Origin of the sequence: Streptomyces sp. NPDC050147 (assembly GCF_040660195.1) — a bacterium.
GTDB lineage: Bacteria > Actinomycetota > Actinomycetes > Streptomycetales > Streptomycetaceae > Streptomyces.
This window is the reverse complement of sequence record NZ_JBFALJ010000007.1, coordinates 72,222-87,253: the sequence shown is the minus strand read 5'-3', so window position 1 is coordinate 87,253 and position 15,032 is coordinate 72,222. Positions and strand designations below refer to the sequence as shown.

Sequence of the window (15,032 nt, the reverse complement as noted above, 5' to 3'; positions counted from 1 at the left end):
CGAGGAAGCTTCGTAGACCAGGGGAGGTAGAGACATGTCACTGATCTCTGAACAGACCGCCGCGACCGATGCGCCCGAGTCTGTCGCGGCGCCGGCTTTCGAGGGTCCGCTGCCATGGATCGAGGACACGGACAAGATTGCCCCGAAGGACGCCCGAGCGCTGTCGAAGCTGTTCTTCGACCGGCTGCAGACCCTGGAAGAGGGCACGCACGAGTACGCATATGCACGCAACACCCTTATCGAGATGAACCTGACGCTCGTGCACTTCGCGGCCCGCCGGTTCCGCAATCGCGGCAACGGCGACATGGAAGAGATCATCCAGGTCGGCACCATCGGCCTCATCAAGGCGATCGACCGGTTCGACCTCAGCCGTGAGGTCGAGTTCGCCACCTTTGCCGTGCCTTACATCCTCGGTGAGATCAAGCGGTTCTTCCGGGACACCACGTGGGCCGTGCATGTGCCGCGCAGGCTCCAGGAGTTGCGGGTGGAGCTCGCCAAGGCCAAGGAGGAGCTCTCCGCCCATCTTGACCACGACCCGACGGTCAAGGAGCTCGCCGAATACCTGTCCCTCACCGAGGAAGAGGTCATCGACGGCCTCGTCGCGTCGAACGGTTACGCCGCCGCTTCCCTGGAGACGCCCACCGACGGCGGTGAGAGCGCGGCCACGCCGTCGCGCACCCTGGCCGATGTGATGGGAGAACCGGACCCGGCCATGGAAGCGGTGGAGAACCTCCATACCCTGGCACCGCTCCTGGACGAACTCGACGAGCGGGAGCGCCGCATCCTCGAACTGCGCTTCGGCCAGGAGATGACCCAGTCGCAGATCGGCAGCGAACTCGGCGTCTCCCAGATGCACGTCTCCCGTCTCCTCACGGGCACCCTCAACAAGCTCCGCAGGGGGATGCTGGCCTGAGGGCCACCGCCGACCGGCGCGTTCTCCCTCCGAACACTTTTTTGCTGACAGGACGCCAACTGTGGGCCTCGGGGCGCTAAGGGTGCCCCGAGGCCTTTGCCTTGCGTCCACGCCGAACCCGTCCACGCCGCACCCCTCCGGGCGCCGCCTGTGGGGCCACCACCCCGGCGCTCGCCGCTCCCACGCATCCCAGCGCCAGCCACTGCACGACGCCCAGGTCCTCGCCCAGGACCAGTAGCCCCGCCAGGCCCGCGCTCGCCGGCTCCAGGCTGGTCAGGACGCTCACCGTGCGGACCGGCAACCGCCGCAGGGCCGCCAGCTCCAGGGAGTACGGGATGACGGCCGACAGCACGGCCACCGCGGCCCCGAGGAGCAGTATCCGCGGGGCGAGCAGTTCGGCGCCCTGGTCCGCCACGCCCAGCGGGAGAGTCAGCACCGCCGCCCACGTCACCGCCAGGGCCAGCGGACCGCCTCCCGCGCTGCGGGCGCCCGCCTTCTGGCTCAGGAGAAGGTAGGCGGCCATCGAGGCCCCGGCGGCCAGAGCGAGAAGCACGCCGCCGAGCCGAAAGCCCGCGCCGTGGGGGACGTGGAAGAGGCACACCCCGCATCCGGCGAGGACGGCGCAGCCCGCGTCGCGCCATCGGCGCGAGGTCAGCACGGCCAGGGTGATCGGGCCGAGGAGCTGGAGGGCACTGGCCAGGCCCAGGGGCAGCAGGAGCAGCGCGGGGTAGATCAGGTTCATCCCGGCGATCGCCGTCCCGAGGCCGAGGACCAGGGCCACATCCGTACGGCCGCGTGGCAGCGAGGGCCGGTGGAGGAGCAGCAAGGCCACTGCGGCCAGGCCCAGACGCATGGCCACGGCCCCGGGCGCGCCGACGGCGTCGGCGAGTTGCTTGCCCAGCGCCTGCCCGAACTGGAGGCTCAGCACGCTGCCGAGCATCATCGCGGGAGCCGGAAAATCCCTCATGCACCCAGCCTCTGCAGAACGAACGTGCACGTCCAGCAAAGGAATGCGCACATAATTGTTTAGGCTTGCCTGCATGATCGACCATCGGCTTCACGTCCTCCAGGCGCTCGCCGAGCACGGCACCGTCACCGCGACCGCGGGGGCCCTGCACCTGACTCCCTCGGCTGTCTCCCAGCAAATGCGGTTGCTGGCCCGCGACCTGGGGGTGGAACTGCTGCGCCCCGAGGGTCGTCGCGTACGCCTGACACCGGCCGCGCGCATCGTGCTCCGGCACGCCGACGCGCTGCGGGCGCAATGGGAGGTGGCTCAGGCGGAATTGGCCCAGCTGGGTGCGGGCACCCAGGGCACGCTGCGGATGTGCGGGGTGTCCTCGGCGCTGGCCGCGCTCGGCGCTCCGGCCGCCGCCCGGCTGCGGCGGACGCACCCGCTGGTGGAATCGCTCATCGTCGAGGAGGAGAGCGCCGAGTGCTACCGGATGCTGCTCGCCGACGAGACCGACGTGGCCCTCGTGCTGCCGGGCCCCGACGCGCCGCCCGTCACGGACACCCGGTTCGAGCAGACCCCGCTGCTGACCGACCGCCAGGACCTGCTGGTTCCTCAAGGGCATCGGCTCGCCCGGCCCGGAGGAGTCGAACTCGCGGAAGCCGCCGAAGAGTCGTGGATCGTGAAGAAGGCGAACAACGACACCTATCCGCTGGTGACGGCGGCGTGCACGGCGGCCGGTTTCACTCCCCGCGTCACCCATCAGGTGAAGGAGTGGTACGCCGTCTCCTCGCTCGTCGCCGACGGATTCGGCGTCTGTCTCATGCCGAGGATCGTGCCGCTCCCCCGCCACGCGGTCACCCGGGTCCCGCTGCTGGGCGCGTCCGTTCCCGCGCGGCGGTTCCTGACCGCCGTGCGGCGCGGCAGCGCCGCACACCCCCTGGTGGCGGCCGGACTGCACGCTCTGGGTGAGGCGGCCGCGGCTCACACCGGGGCGTCGGCAGAGACCGGTCCGGAGTGATCCTCGCCTCACCTGGCCTCAGATTGTTCTACTCCCCCACGGGCACACGGGCGAAAGCGATGGACGCCCCGCACCCGAGAGAGGATGCTCATGCTGCTGGCACACCCCGTGGTCCTGGAAGACCTGGTGGAGCGCTACAAGGCCCTGGCCGTGCTCCGCGCCGACCAGGGAAGCGCCGAGAGTCGTCAGGAGTACGAAGACGTCGCCTACAGCCTGTGCCTGGCCACCGGCACCAGCGACATCGACGCCGCCCTCGTGGCTGCCAGCCATCAACTGCCCGGCGCCCGCCCCGCCGACGACTCACTCCTCTCGGGCGAAGCCCTCGGGTGACGTACTCACGGCGCCGCCCGCTCGGCGGGCGGCGCCCCTGCTCTGCCGCTGCGGGACCACCGTGTACTTCGGGTCCTGCGCCGAAGCGACACCTGCCGCGAAGATCCCGAAGCGCGTGCAGGCGGAACCGGCCAGCAGAGCCACCCCGCTGGCGACGGCTCCCGCACGGCTGCGACTTCCCAGCGCCACCGCCCCCACGGCACCTGCCGCGGTGAGCCATCGGGCGCAGCGCATCAACTGCCCCGCACGGCCCTGCCGGTAGGTCTCGGCGACCATTCCAAGGCGCTCCTCGGCCGCCCTGACCGTCGCCGCCTCGGCCGTGGCCGCCAGGACAGCGGCACAGCGGGCCGGAGCGGACTCGCCCAGCGGGCCGGTCACGAGGGCCATGCCCGATGCGGCAGCCGTGGCGGACGCGGTGAAGACGTAGGGCAGTTCGCGGTGCGCCCCGTGCCAGGCGGGCACGGCGGTGTCGGCGGCCAGCACGGCGGTGTAGGACGCGACGGCCGGGCCGAGCACGGCGGCCGTGCCCGTCGCGACCGCGCCGATCCTGGGCAGGCGTCCGGTGGTCGCGCAGGCAGCCGCCGCTCCGGCAGCGGGCCCGTAGGCGGCAAGGAGCCACGACCCCACGCTCATCGGCGAGGTCGGCTTGAGCACCCGCAGCATGTTCGGGAAGCGGCTCGGCACACCGAGATCATGGATGAGGGCGGCTGCGGCCAGCGACACGGCCCCCAGCGATGACACCTTCATGGCGGTGGCCGTGCCACCACGCCCCGTCAGCTGCGCCCCGGCCGCCAGCACCGAGCCGCCGCCCGCCAGGCCGCCCAGGAAGAAGTACCCGGCGATGTCCCGGGCGGACCAGGACGGCGCCTTGATGACCGGCCTTCCGTAGTACGAGGCGAACTCGGCCTGCGGCACCATGAGTTGTTCGCCCCGACGTCCCCGGCGGCCGCTCATCGCTTCCCCCTCCTACGGGCGAGGGCGGGCAAGGCGAAGGACAGGGCGAAGCCGCCGAGCAGGGAGGCGGCGGCCGCGCCCGCGTGCTTCCACATGGCGGGGAGGTCGCGAGTGGTCACCACGGGGTCAGGGGGCAGCCCGTACACCTCGGGCCTGTCGAGGAGCAGGAAGAAGGCGCCGTCGCCGCCGACTCCGTCGTCCGGGTCGTCCCCGTACAGGTGGGCGCCGTCCACGCCCGCCTCGCGCAGTTGGTCGACACGCAGCGCGGCCCGCTCCCGCAGCTCGTCAAGGGGCCCGAACTGAATGGACTCGGTGGGGCATGCCTTGGCGCAGGCGGGCTCCTGTCCGGCGCCGAGACGGTCGTAACACATGGTGCACTTGAACGCCCGGCCGTCCGAGGGGCGTTGTTCGATGACGCCGTAGGGGCAGGCGGGCACGCAGTAGCCGCAGCCGTTGCAGATGTCGTCCTGGACGACGACCGTTCCGAATTCCGTGCGGAAGAGCGAGCCGGTCGGGCAGACGTCCAGACACGCCGCGTGCGTGCAGTGTTTGCACACGTCGGACGACATCAGCCAGCGGGTCTCGCCGATGTCTTGCGGCGCGGCCGATGGCGTGCCGTCCGCGAGGGGCAGCCGCGTACGTCCCTGCGGCTCGGGCACGGACTCCTCGGGAGCGGGCGCCGTCTGTTCGATGAAGGCCACGTGGCGCCAGGTGGACGCGCCCAGGCCCTGGGTGTTGTCGTAGCTCATCCCGGTCAGCGAGAGCCCGTCCTCCGGGAGCGCGTTCCACTCCTTGCACGCGACCTCACAGGCCTTGCAGCCGATGCACACGGAGGTGTCGGTGAAGAAGCCGACCCGCGGGGGCGGCTCCGGGTGGCCGGCATCGCGCGCCGGGTCGGGTTCGACACCGCTCAGCAGGTTGCGCTCCATCATTTCCTGGCCTCCGTACCCGTGGTCGCGGTGATGCCTGCCCGCCTGCGGTACTCGGCGACCAGCTCGGGCAGGTCAGGTCCGCGGGGGCGACGCCCGGGCCTGATGTCCGCCGTGAGTGCCTTGTCCTCCTGGATGTGGGCGTTGGGGTCCAGCGCGATGGCCACCAGTTCGTTGGCCGCGTCCCCGGTCGCCACGCCGTTCGGGCCCCAGTGGAAGGGCAGGCCGATCTGGTGGACCGTGCGCCCGTGCACGGTGAGGGGCTTGATCCGCGTGGTGACCATGACCCTGGCCTCGATCGCGTTGCGCGCCGTGATGACGGTGGCCCACCCGGCGTGTTCGAGTCCGCGCTCCGCGGCGAGCTGCGGCGAGACCTCGCAGAAGAACTCCGGCTGGAGTTCGGAGAGGTAGGGCGACCAGCGGCTCATGCCGCCGGCCGTGAAGTGCTCGGTGGGTGGTGACGATGTACGGAAAGACGTCGCTGCCGGGCTCGTCCGCGCTCGGGTGGTAGCGGTTGCCCTCCCGCGGCAGCACCTGGCGGACCGGAGAGCGCGGGGTGGAGGGGTACAGCGCGTTGGGGAACGGCGAGTCCTGGGGCTCGTAATGGGTGGGCAGCGGGCCGTCCTCCAGACCCGCCGGCGCGTACAGCCACCCCTTGCCGTCGGCCTGCATGATGAAGGGGTCGTCGCCGCGCAGCGCGTCGGGCCCGGTCGCGCCCTTCGGCGGTACGTGATCCGGGGCTCGGTCCGGCACGAAGTCCGGGACATCGTGCCCCTTCCACTTGCCGTCGGCCTCGTCCCACCAGACGTAGGCCTTGCGGTCGCTCCACGGTGTGCCGTCGGGGGCAGCCGATGCCCGGTTGTAGAGGATGCGGCGGTTGGCGGGCCACGCCCAGGCCCACTCGGCGGCGACCCAGTCCTGCTCGGTGCCGGGCTTGCGGCGGGCGGCTTGGTTGATGCCGTCCGCGTACACCCCGCAGTAGATCCAGCAGCCGCACCGTGTCGAACCGTCGTCCTTCAGCTCCGTGTACGCCGACAGCGGGGCGCCGTCGGCGCCGTGGCCGTTGATCTCGGCGAGCACCGTGGCGGCCACCGGCTCCTTCAGCGGGCCTTCCACCGGATAGTCCCAGGTCAGGTCGTGCACGGGCTGGTCCATCGGGTCGCTGGACCCGGCCAGTTTCGCCTTGATGCGCCGCCCCAGGTGGTACGTGAACCACAGGTCGCTGCGCGCGTCCCCGCGGGGCTCGACGGCCGCGTGGTGCCACTGCACCCAGCGGTTGGTATTGGTGAACGAACCGGACTTCTCCGTGTGCGCGGCGGCGGGAAAGAAGAACACCTCGGTGCCGATGTCCTCGGTGCGCATCTCGCCCGTCTCGATCTCGGGGCCGTCCTGCCACCAGGTGGCGGACTCGATCAGCGAGAAGTCGCGTACGACGAGCCATTCCAGGTTCGCCATGCCAAGACGCTGCAACCGGGTGTTGGCGGAGCCGACCGCGGGGTTCTCTCCCATCAGGAAATAGCCCTTGCAGACGCCGTCCAGTTGCGCCATGACCGTCTCGTACGTGGAGTGCGAGCCCGTCAGGCGTGGCAGACGGTCGAAGCAGAAATCGTTCTCGGCGGTGGCCGCGTCGCCGTAGTAGGACTTCAGCAGGCTCACGAAGTAGGCGCGCATGTTCGCCCAGAAGCCCTTGTCGGTGCGGCTGGCCTCGATGAACGCGTCGAAGGTCTCGTGCGCGTGGGCGTTCGGCATCGGCAGGTAGCCGGGCAGCAGGTTGAACAGGGTGGGGATGTCGCTCGAGCCCTGGATGGAGGCGTGCCCGCGCAGTGCCTGGATGCCGCCTCCGGGCCGGCCGATGTTGCCCAGGAGCAGTTGCAGGACGCAGGCGGCCCGGATGTACTGCGAGCCGACCGAGTGCTGGGTCCAGCCGACCGCGTAGGCGAAGGCGCTGGTCCGCTCGCGGCCCGAGTTCGCGGTCAGGGCGTCACACACCCGCAGGAACGTCTCGCGGGGTACTCCGCAGGTCTCCTCGACCATCTGCGGGGTGTAGCGCGCGTAGTGCCGCTTGAGGATCTGGTACACGCACCGCGGGTGGGTCAAGGTCTCGTCCCGGGGCGGCATGCCCCCCGTCGGAGCTCCTCCGGAACCGTGCGTCTCCGGCTCGCCGGTCTCGCGTACGCGCTGCTCGTACTGTTCGTCGACGTCACCGGCGGGCGCCTGCACGGCGACGCCCTCGTACTGCCAGCTCTTCTGGTCGTAGTGGTACTCGTCCTCGTCGAGGCCGGAGAAGACGCCGTCGAGGTCCTCGGTGTCGCGGAAGTCCTCGCCGACGAGCGTGGCGGCGTTGGTATAGGCGAGGACGTACTCCCGGAAGTCCTTCTCCTCGGCGAGGACATGGTTGATGATCCCGCCGAGGAAGGCGATGTCGCTGCCGGCTCTGATCGGTACGTGCAGGTCGGCGAGGGCGCTGGTGCGGGTGTAGCGCGGATCGACGTGGATGATGCGGGCGCCGCGCGCCTTGGCCTCCATCACCCACTGGAAGCCCACGGGGTGCGCCTCGGCGAAGTTGGACCCCTGGATGACGATGCAGTCGGCGTGCTGGAGGTCCTGCATGAAAGTGGTCGCGCCGCCTCGTCCGAACGAGGTGCCGAGACCGGCGACCGTGGAGCTGTGGCAGACGCGGGCCTGGTTCTCCACCTGCACCACGCCGAGCCCCGTGAGGAGCTTCTTGATGAGGTAGTTCTCCTCGTTGTCCAGGGTCGCGCCCCCGAGGCTGGCGATTCCCAGGGTCCGGGCGGTACGCAGTCCTTGCTCGTTCTCCCACTCCCAGGTGGCACGCCGTGTCTCGATCACCCGGTCGGCCACCATGTCCATGGCCGTGTCGAGGTCGAGCGGCTCCCAGTCCGTGGCGTACGGGCGGCGGTGTAGAACTTGATGCCGTCGGGCGTCTCCGGTGGTGAGCTGCAGCGTCGCCGAGCCCTTGGGGCACAACCTGCCGCGGCTGACGGGTGAGTTCGGGTCGCCCTCGATCTGGACCACCTGCTCGTCCTTGACGTAGACCTCCTGTCCGCAGCCGACCGCACAGTACGGACACACGGAGGAGACGACCCGGTCAGCGGTGTCGGTACGCGGCCGGATGTGCTCCGTGTGCCCGGACATGGCGGCCCGCCCGCGGCCCAGCGGGTCTTTCTCGGACAACTGCCGGTAGGCAGGCCATCGGCTGATCCGCCTGCGCACGCCCATGGCACGTCCTTCCCTGCGTCCGTGGCACCCGCGTCCGGTGACGGGCACCTGCTCCAGGCTCGCCCAGTCCGGCCGATGCGGCGAGCCGGGCGACGTGCCGGTGCGTGCGGCCAGGTACCCGGCGACAGCCGGGTGATACATCGACCCGCGCTCTCGCCACCACCGTGCCGCGGGCCTTCGCCGACGGTTTCGCGCGCATCCCCTCAGCTGCTGTTTGTTTCCCCTCCGAGTCCAGGGGCAGGCGGAGTTCGTGCTTCGGACCGGAGGCGCATTCGCGGGGAGCGGTATGTCCACTCCCGCCGGATGTCCGGCTCCGGGCCATTCCGTTCCTCCGCGGTCACCTGTTCGCCCACCGCTTAGGAGCGATTCCTGATGCTTACCGATCTCAACGCACCCGCCGCCCGTCGTCGCACGGGCCCCCGGCACCTTCACGAGGACGCGCCCGACACCGAGGCGGCTTTCGCGCGTCTGGCCACCCTCGATGGCGGACCCGAGTACGACCTGCTCTGCGAGGAGATCGTGACGGCCTGGCTGCCCATGGCACACCGGCTGGCCGGCCGGTTCCGCAACAAGGGCGAGAACCTCGAAGACCTGCGGCAGGTCGCGGCGATGGGCTTGATCAAGGCGGTGAACCGGTACGAGCCGGAGCGCGGAGCCTTCGAGAGCTACGCCGTGCCCACCATCACCGGCGAACTGCGTCGGCACTTCCGTGACCGCATGTGGGACGTACGGGTGCCCCGCCGTGTCCAGGAGCTGCGCAACAAGGTCCGGGTCGCGCGGCGCGATCTCATGGACCGGCCGGGCAGCGACACCGAGCCCCGTGCGGCGGAGGTCGCCGAGCGGGCGGGACTGACCGAGGACGAGGTCCGGGAGGGGATGGAGGCCATGTCGAGCTACAGCGCCCTTTCGCTGGACGCCGAGATGTCTTTCGACCCCGACGGGTTCAGCCTGGCCGACACCCTCGGGGCGCCCGATCCCGCGTACGACTGCATCACCGACAGGGAGGCCGCCAAGACGGGTCTGCGGCGGCTGCCGGAGCGGGAACGGACCATCTTGTACCTGCGCTTCTTCGAGGACATGACGCAGAGCAGGATCGCCGAGGAGCTCGGTATCTCCCAGATGCACGTCTCCCGCCTCATCACCAACAGCTGCGCCCGGGTGCGCGCGGAGGCCATCCGTGGAGAGGGCGGCGCCGGGCACGCCCAGGCCGCGTGACCGCGGGCGCGTGAACCGCGCGCTGCCCGCGCCGAGCCCCTGGGGCGCCAGGGCCGCCCCAGGGGCTCACCTCGCCGTCGGTGAGGCTGCGGTATCCGCCCACGGTCAACCCGGCCGGGCACACCCATCCTTACCGGCGAGTAGTATCGCGAGCCACGCTGCCTTGTGATGCCGAGCCCTCAGGAGACCCTGTGTCCGCGCCGCCCCCTCGTCCGTCTCTGACTTCGCCTGCGCGCCGCCGCCCCGGCCAAGGAGCCCGGCGATGACCCGCCTCCAAGTCGGCTCCCTCATCGAGGACTTCACCCTGCCCGACGAGACGGGCACGCCCACGACCCTTACGGCGCTCCTTTCCGAAGGCCCCGTGGTGGTGTTCTTCTACCCGGCCGCGATGACCTCTGGCTGCACGGCCCAGGCATGCCACTTCCGGGACCTGGCGGCCGAGTTCGCGGCGGTGGGCGCGAGGCCGGTGGGCATCAGCTCGGACGCCGTCGAGCGCCAGCGCGAGTTCGCGGAGCGGCACACCTTCGGGTTCCCGCTGCTGTCCGACCCGGAGGGCGTCGTGCGCGGCCGATTCGGCGTGGCACGCGGCTTCGGTCCCCTGCCGACCAGACGGGCCACCTTCGTCATCGGCACCGACCGGCGCGTGATCGAGGTGGTCCGCAGCGAGTTCCGGATGAGCGCGCACGCGGACCGCGCCCTGGCGGCGCTACGGGCCGCCGGCGGTTAGAAGGAGACCTCTTACGGCCCCGTCGGCTCAACTGCCGTCCTCGGTGTCAGGGTGAGCGGAGGAGGGCCGCCACGCCGCTTCGGCCGCATGCGCCGTGGGGTACGTGGGGAAGACCGGGCCCAGGCCGACCGAGGCGAGGACGCGGCTGACGCGCCCGGGGACCGCCGCCAGGGCGATGGCCGCTCGGGCGGCGAGGGCGTGATTGCGGGCGGCGATCAGGGCACTGATGCCGCTCGAATCGCAGAGGGTGACGCCCGTCAGGTCGACGACGAGCTGCTGGCCCGGTCGCAGGGACAGGCCGGGCAGGACCTCGCGGAGCCGGTAGCAGCTCTCGTGGTCGAGCTCTCCCGTCAGTTCGACGACGGGCCCGGCCGCGGTGGCCTTGGTGCGGATGGCGAGCTGGGTCACTGCTGCTCACCACCGGTCGGCCGGGGCACGCTGATGGCGAGGACGGCTGTGTCGTCCTCGACGCCGGTGCCGAAGGTGTCGAGCAGGGCGCGGATCGCGGCGACGGCTGCCGGAGCGGTCGTCGGTGCGAGTGCCCGGGTGAAGCCGAGGAGAGCCTCGTCCCCGTATCGCTCGTCGTCGCTGTCGGTGGGCGTGTGGGCTTCGGTGAGGCCGTCGGTGTACAGGAGCAGGGTGTCGCCGGCCGCGAGGCGGATGGTCGTGGTGGCGATGTGCGCGTCGGGCAGGACGCCGATGAGCTGACCGCCGGGGGTGGGCAGTTCGTCGGCGCTGCCGTCCGCGCGCATGAGCAGGGCCGGGGGGTGGCCGCCGCCGGCCAGCGTGATGCGGAAGCCGTCCCCATCGATTTCGGGGGTGAGCAGTCCGAAGATGACCGTGCAGAAGCGGGGGTCGTCGCCGTTGTACTCGTGATTGAGGACGGTGTTGAGGTTGGCGAGGACCGCGGCCGGATCGGGATCGTAGACGGCGGCGGCACGCAGGGTGTAGCGGGCCAGGGAGGTGACGGCCGCGGCGGAGGCGCCCTTGCCGCACAAGTCCCCCAGGAACAGCCCCCATGTCCCCTCGGCGAGGGGGAAGAGATCGTAGAAGTCGCCGCCGACCATGTCCGTGGAGGCGATGTGGTAGTGCGCGGCCACCTCAAGACCCGGCACGCTCACGAGCGCCGGGGGCAGCAGCGTCTGCTGGAGGACGGCGTTGAGCCGCTTGAGCTCCTCGCGTTCGCGTTCCGCTTGCTGCCGTGCGCGCAGCAGTTCGGTCTCGTACGAGCGGCGGTCGCGTGCGTCGAAGACGGTGGTGCGGATCAGCAGCGGCTGCCCGTCGCTGCCGGTCTTGAGCGTGGAGGTCACCAGGACGGGCAGGCGGCTGCCGTCGGCGGCCTCGAGTTCCAGGGCGACGCCGCTGAGCTCGCCCTGCCTGCGCAGCAGGGGGCCGACGTGCGTCTCGTGGTGGCGGCGGCCGCCCACGGTCAGCAGGTCGGAGAACGCCTTGCGGCCCACCAGGTCGTCGTGGGCGTACCCGAGCCAGTCGAGCAGCGTCTTGTTGATCTTGGCGATGGTGCCGTCGAGGAGCGTGGAGAGATAACCGCACGGCGCGTTCTCGTACAGCTCCTCGACGCTGTCCTCCAGGAGCGCGGAGAGCGCCGCGTGATCATCTGCGGGCCGTCCCTCCGGCCGCTCCGGGGGTTCGCCACCTCCACCCCCACTGGTCCGGCTCATCATCTGGCGCCCCCGGCGAAGGCCGGGATCGCGGCAGCCGTCTCCTCGGGCGCGGCGAGCCGGGGGCAGAGCCCGCTCACGTTCGGAGCGACCGGACGGCACCGGGCGACGAGGTCCCCACGGTTGGCGGAACAGCGTTCCTCGCTCCTCCAGGCCGACAGGTGGCAGCGCCCGGCATCCACATGGTCGAACAGGGCCACGGTGACATCGCGCTCCCGCACCACCACCAGCCGCCTCGCGTTCCGGTCGCACCCGAGCCCGTGTGTCGGCATCAGCAGGGGTCCTCCGGTGCGGCCGGTCACCGTCACATGATTCCTGCTCAACGCAGCCATGGGCCACATCGTCGCAGAATCCCACCGACTGCTTCTCGGAAGCCGCGGCTCCGCCCTCGCCCGGTCATGCCCTGTACCACCCCTTTGCGGCGAGTACGGGCGTGAGGCGCGGGGTGTCCTCGGCGCGTATCTGTCACCATGTTCTCGACTGCACTGGTGCGGCGCGGGGGTCCGGGCATGCGCCGACCTCCTGCCCGACGGGTCCGGGCAGCAAGCCCCGCTCGAACAAATAATCGATCCGGGCCGGAGCAGAATGCGCCGCGTCCGGCAGGGTAGGTGAGCGGGAAACGGGGACACGGGGACGAAGGTGGAGAGGACATGGAGCCAGTCGGCAGTGGCGGCGAGGGATCGACGGCAGCACAGCTCATGGGTGTCGCCGTCCCTTTGAACGACGGGGACTCCTCCATCGCGGAAGCCCGTCACCTCGCCCTCGACTTCCTCGCCCGCGCCCGGGCGGACCAGGACGTCGACATCTCCGCCCGCGCGATGGACCTGACGCAACTGGTGGTCAGCGAACTGGTCACCAACGCCCGCAAGTACGCTCCCGGGCCGATGCTGATGGAGCTGCGCATCCTGGACTCGACGGTGGCGGTGACCGTGCACGACAGCGCTCGCACCCGCCCGGTCCCACGCTCCGAGGACCCGCACAGAATCGGCGGGCACGGCCTGGAGATCGTCAAGGCCGTCGCCCAGGACTTCCACGTCCAGCTCGAACCGGCCGGCAAGCGCGTCACCGCCCACATCGCCCTGGCCGGCGAGCCGGCCGCCGGTGGCCGTGGGGTCGGCGCTCCCCGCGGCGCTCGCTGATCCACCGCACGGCGCCGGAGCTCTCGCCTTCGATGGGCCGCAGGAGTGACACACGCGACGGCCGGGTACATGAGGCACCTCGTGGACCGGCGAGCGCGCTACGTATCTGTACAAAGTCGCTCACCACGAACGCGCTCACCATGCTGAGCCCGCTGTCCCCCTGCCGAGAAGGAGAACCGACATGCCGGACAAGGCGACGGACGTCGTAGAGCTGATCCTCGACGATCACCGGCGGATGGAAGAACTGTTCCGCGACATGCGCAGTGTGGAGGCCGACCGGGCCCAGGCGCTGAAGAAATTCGCCGACCTGCTCATCGCGCACGCGCTCGCGGAGGAGGCCGAGGTCTACCCCGCCCTCAGGCGCTACCGGGACATCGACAACGACGAGGTCGAACACGGCGTCGAGGAACACGAGGAGGGCAACGAGGCGCTGCTGGCTCTCCTGGAGGTGGACGACGTCGGCTCCGACGACTGGGACGAGAAGCTGGAGAAGCTCGTCGAGGCGGTGACCCACCACACGGACGAGGAGGAGCGGACGATCCTCAACGGCGCACGCGAGAACGTGGCCATGGAACGCCGCGAGGAACTGGGCACCGCTTTCACCAAGGAACGCGACAAGCACCTCAAGGCGGACTGCGGAGACATCGACAATGTCCGGCGCGTCGTGAAGGCCTGACGCATCGTGAAGGCCTGACGCCGACTGTCACGGCCGACGTCTCTAACTCGGGTCCAGGTCGGTGTGCAGCAGGTTGTGGTCCGAGTACGACGTGAGGTGTACGCGGTGCCGTAGCGGGGCGATGCCTCGCAGGAACACGTAGTCGAATTTGCTGAGCCAGTCGGTGGTCGGCTTGCAGGTACCGACGGACGCGGGACGGCACTGCGCGTCCGTGTCCGTGGCCAGATCCCATATCCGGGAGAGCTCGGGAGCCTGGGGCACGGCGTTGAAGTCGCCGAGCACGATGGCCCGGTCGTGCCGCGCGACGGCTGCGGCGAGCACACCGACCTGGTCCGCTCGGACCGTTTCCTGACGTCGCTGGGCGAGGTGCGTGTTGAAGACCCGCACGGACCGCCCGCCCACCGTCGTGGTGACCGCCATGTAGCCACGGTCCTCGGAACCGCCGTCGGGGTACTCCACGTTCACGCGGTCGGTCATCGGTGCCGCCGACAGCACCGCCTGGCCGAAGCCCCCCGGGCTCCAGGGCGCGCCCCCGCAGCGGCCCCAACTGCTCAGGACCGAGCCGTATTCGACGTGGTAGACGAGCCCGTGCAGGTACTCCAGGTAATCCCGGATCCGCTGGACGTCACCCACGCACGCTTCCTGCAGCCCGATGACCTGGGGTGCGTACGAGGCGATCTCCGCGGCCCGGTCCACATCGCTCTCCTCGCAGGGATTGCAGATGTTCCACGTCATGACCCGGTTCGGTACGACATCCCTGACGGCGTCGACGGGCCGTGACCCGCCGAAGAGAGCGTCGCTCGGTGCGCTGGGACCGATGAGCACCATGCAGGCCAGGGTCATGGCGCCCGCGAGCAGCCTCGTGGTCCTTGCGAGCACCATCATCTCCCTCGTGTGGATGTACGGAGCATCTGACGTCTCCACGCACGAGGTTATGGGACGAGGTCACCGGCAACACGCGCTTTTGCCCTTCACCGCTTCGGAACGCCGACCGGACACCACCAACACCACCGCAGCCGCCCTGACAGTCCGCTTCACTGGTGGGGCATCATCCGATACATGTCCCCGCACGTGTTCAGGAGCGCGGCGGGACTCGGCGACATGACCGGACGGAAAGCCTAGTGACGGGTACACAGCCATGGCAGACGCGTACTTCACGACGGAGCAGTGTCCGAGCTGCGGCCGTCACACGGACGGCCTGTCCAACCGGTTCACCTGCACTGTCTGTGACACCGTGTGGACCTCCGGGGTCTCCGAGTC

General features: G+C 70.4%; 14 protein-coding genes and 1 pseudogene. 7 read left to right on the top strand and 8 right to left on the bottom strand.

Annotated elements, in window-relative coordinates; all coding sequences use genetic code 11:
- The first annotated feature begins 34 nt into the window (after nucleotides 1–34).
- Nucleotides 35–913 carry an RNA polymerase sigma factor SigF gene (locus tag AB0I94_RS13485; protein ID WP_363309672.1) on the top strand — a complete coding sequence of 293 codons (879 nt, stop codon included), beginning with the start codon at nucleotides 35–37 and terminating at the stop codon, nucleotides 911–913.
- A gap of 76 nt (nucleotides 914–989) precedes the next feature.
- On the opposite strand, the gene AB0I94_RS13480 is transcribed toward AB0I94_RS13485, so the two are convergent.
- Nucleotides 990–1,880 carry an EamA family transporter gene (locus AB0I94_RS13480; protein ID WP_363309671.1) on the bottom strand — a complete coding sequence of 297 codons (891 nt, stop codon included), beginning with the start codon at nucleotides 1,878–1,880 and terminating at the stop codon, nucleotides 990–992.
- 73 nt (nucleotides 1,881–1,953) lie between these two features.
- Here AB0I94_RS13480 and AB0I94_RS13475 point away from each other — a divergent pair, with 73 nt between their 5' ends.
- Nucleotides 1,954–2,883 carry a LysR family transcriptional regulator gene (locus AB0I94_RS13475; RefSeq protein WP_363309670.1) on the top strand — a complete coding sequence of 310 codons (930 nt, stop codon included), beginning with the start codon at nucleotides 1,954–1,956 and terminating at the stop codon, nucleotides 2,881–2,883.
- Nucleotides 2,884–2,973: 90 nt separating this feature from the next.
- The gene (locus AB0I94_RS13470) at nucleotides 2,974–3,213 is read left to right on the top strand and encodes a DUF5133 domain-containing protein (protein ID WP_363309669.1); all 240 of its coding nucleotides are present in this window, start codon (nucleotides 2,974–2,976) and stop codon (nucleotides 3,211–3,213) included.
- On the opposite strand, the gene nrfD is transcribed toward AB0I94_RS13470, so the two are convergent.
- From nrfD to fdh, 3 genes and pseudogenes are all read right to left on the bottom strand, one after another.
- Nucleotides 3,184–4,167 carry an NrfD/PsrC family molybdoenzyme membrane anchor subunit gene (gene nrfD, locus AB0I94_RS13465; protein ID WP_363309668.1) on the bottom strand — a complete coding sequence of 328 codons (984 nt, stop codon included), beginning with the start codon at nucleotides 4,165–4,167 and terminating at the stop codon, nucleotides 3,184–3,186. The two genes, AB0I94_RS13470 and nrfD, sit on opposite strands and share 30 nt — an antisense overlap.
- Nucleotides 4,164–5,096: a 4Fe-4S dicluster domain-containing protein gene (locus AB0I94_RS13460; protein ID WP_363309886.1), complete on the bottom strand. Its 933-nt coding sequence runs from the start codon at nucleotides 5,094–5,096 to the stop codon at nucleotides 4,164–4,166. Before AB0I94_RS13460 ends, nrfD begins: the two co-directional genes overlap by 4 nt.
- Nucleotides 5,096–8,336 (bottom strand): annotated as a pseudogene (fdh, locus tag AB0I94_RS13455) (formate dehydrogenase). Before fdh ends, AB0I94_RS13460 begins: the two are co-directional and overlap by 1 nt.
- A 372-nt stretch (nucleotides 8,337–8,708) precedes the next feature.
- Here fdh and AB0I94_RS13450 point away from each other — a divergent pair.
- Both AB0I94_RS13450 and AB0I94_RS13445 read left to right on the top strand, forming a co-directional pair.
- Nucleotides 8,709–9,551, top strand: coding sequence for a SigB/SigF/SigG family RNA polymerase sigma factor (locus AB0I94_RS13450; protein WP_363309666.1), 843 nt, complete (start codon nucleotides 8,709–8,711; stop codon nucleotides 9,549–9,551).
- A 262-nt stretch (nucleotides 9,552–9,813) separates the two neighbouring features.
- On the top strand, nucleotides 9,814–10,278 hold the full coding sequence (locus AB0I94_RS13445; RefSeq protein WP_363309665.1) for a peroxiredoxin: 465 nt from the start codon (nucleotides 9,814–9,816) through the stop codon (nucleotides 10,276–10,278).
- A gap of 27 nt (nucleotides 10,279–10,305) precedes the next feature.
- On the opposite strand, the gene AB0I94_RS13440 is transcribed toward AB0I94_RS13445, so the two are convergent.
- Genes AB0I94_RS13440 through AB0I94_RS13430 form a run of 3 tightly spaced genes read right to left on the bottom strand, consistent with a single transcriptional unit; the run spans nucleotide 10,306 to nucleotide 12,289 of the window.
- Nucleotides 10,306–10,686: an STAS domain-containing protein gene (locus AB0I94_RS13440; protein WP_363309664.1), complete on the bottom strand. Its 381-nt coding sequence runs from the start codon at nucleotides 10,684–10,686 to the stop codon at nucleotides 10,306–10,308.
- Nucleotides 10,683–11,957, bottom strand: coding sequence for a SpoIIE family protein phosphatase (locus AB0I94_RS13435; protein ID WP_363309663.1), 1,275 nt, complete (start codon nucleotides 11,955–11,957; stop codon nucleotides 10,683–10,685). The genes AB0I94_RS13440 and AB0I94_RS13435 overlap by 4 nt, the downstream gene beginning before the upstream one ends.
- Nucleotides 11,957–12,289: a hypothetical protein gene (locus AB0I94_RS13430; RefSeq protein WP_363309662.1), complete on the bottom strand. Its 333-nt coding sequence runs from the start codon at nucleotides 12,287–12,289 to the stop codon at nucleotides 11,957–11,959. Before AB0I94_RS13430 ends, AB0I94_RS13435 begins: the two co-directional genes overlap by 1 nt.
- A gap of 318 nt (nucleotides 12,290–12,607) precedes the next feature.
- On the opposite strand from AB0I94_RS13430, the gene AB0I94_RS13425 reads away from it, so the two are divergent.
- Together AB0I94_RS13425 and AB0I94_RS13420 are read left to right on the top strand one after the other, a co-directional pair.
- Nucleotides 12,608–13,096 carry an ATP-binding protein gene (locus AB0I94_RS13425; protein WP_363309661.1) on the top strand — a complete coding sequence of 163 codons (489 nt, stop codon included), beginning with the start codon at nucleotides 12,608–12,610 and terminating at the stop codon, nucleotides 13,094–13,096.
- A gap of 181 nt (nucleotides 13,097–13,277) precedes the next feature.
- A complete protein-coding gene (locus AB0I94_RS13420) occupies nucleotides 13,278–13,772 on the top strand; it encodes a hemerythrin domain-containing protein (protein WP_363309660.1) in 495 nt (164 codons plus the stop codon).
- Nucleotides 13,773–13,814: 42 nt separating this feature from the next.
- Here the strand turns inward: AB0I94_RS13420 and AB0I94_RS13415 are convergent, their stop codons facing one another.
- Nucleotides 13,815–14,654: an endonuclease/exonuclease/phosphatase family protein gene (locus tag AB0I94_RS13415; protein WP_363309885.1), complete on the bottom strand. Its 840-nt coding sequence runs from the start codon at nucleotides 14,652–14,654 to the stop codon at nucleotides 13,815–13,817.
- Nucleotides 14,655–15,032: the final 378 nt, after the last annotated feature.

Coding starts and splice junctions, on each gene's coding strand:
- AB0I94_RS13485 (WP_363309672.1), top strand. CDS start 35: ATGTCACTGATCTCTGAACAGACCGCCGCGACCGATGCGCCCGAGTCT.
- AB0I94_RS13480 (WP_363309671.1), bottom strand. CDS start 1,880: ATGAGGGATTTTCCGGCTCCCGCGATGATGCTCGGCAGCGTGCTGAGC.
- AB0I94_RS13475 (WP_363309670.1), top strand. CDS start 1,954: ATGATCGACCATCGGCTTCACGTCCTCCAGGCGCTCGCCGAGCACGGC.
- AB0I94_RS13470 (WP_363309669.1), top strand. CDS start 2,974: ATGCTGCTGGCACACCCCGTGGTCCTGGAAGACCTGGTGGAGCGCTAC.
- nrfD (WP_363309668.1), bottom strand. CDS start 4,167: ATGAGCGGCCGCCGGGGACGTCGGGGCGAACAACTCATGGTGCCGCAG.
- AB0I94_RS13460 (WP_363309886.1), bottom strand. CDS start 5,096: ATGGAGCGCAACCTGCTGAGCGGTGTCGAACCCGACCCGGCGCGCGAT.
- AB0I94_RS13450 (WP_363309666.1), top strand. CDS start 8,709: ATGCTTACCGATCTCAACGCACCCGCCGCCCGTCGTCGCACGGGCCCC.
- AB0I94_RS13445 (WP_363309665.1), top strand. CDS start 9,814: ATGACCCGCCTCCAAGTCGGCTCCCTCATCGAGGACTTCACCCTGCCC.
- AB0I94_RS13435 (WP_363309663.1), bottom strand. CDS start 11,957: ATGAGCCGGACCAGTGGGGGTGGAGGTGGCGAACCCCCGGAGCGGCCG.
- AB0I94_RS13430 (WP_363309662.1), bottom strand. CDS start 12,289: ATGGCTGCGTTGAGCAGGAATCATGTGACGGTGACCGGCCGCACCGGA.
- AB0I94_RS13425 (WP_363309661.1), top strand. CDS start 12,608: ATGGAGCCAGTCGGCAGTGGCGGCGAGGGATCGACGGCAGCACAGCTC.
- AB0I94_RS13420 (WP_363309660.1), top strand. CDS start 13,278: ATGCCGGACAAGGCGACGGACGTCGTAGAGCTGATCCTCGACGATCAC.
- AB0I94_RS13415 (WP_363309885.1), bottom strand. CDS start 14,654: ATGGTGCTCGCAAGGACCACGAGGCTGCTCGCGGGCGCCATGACCCTG.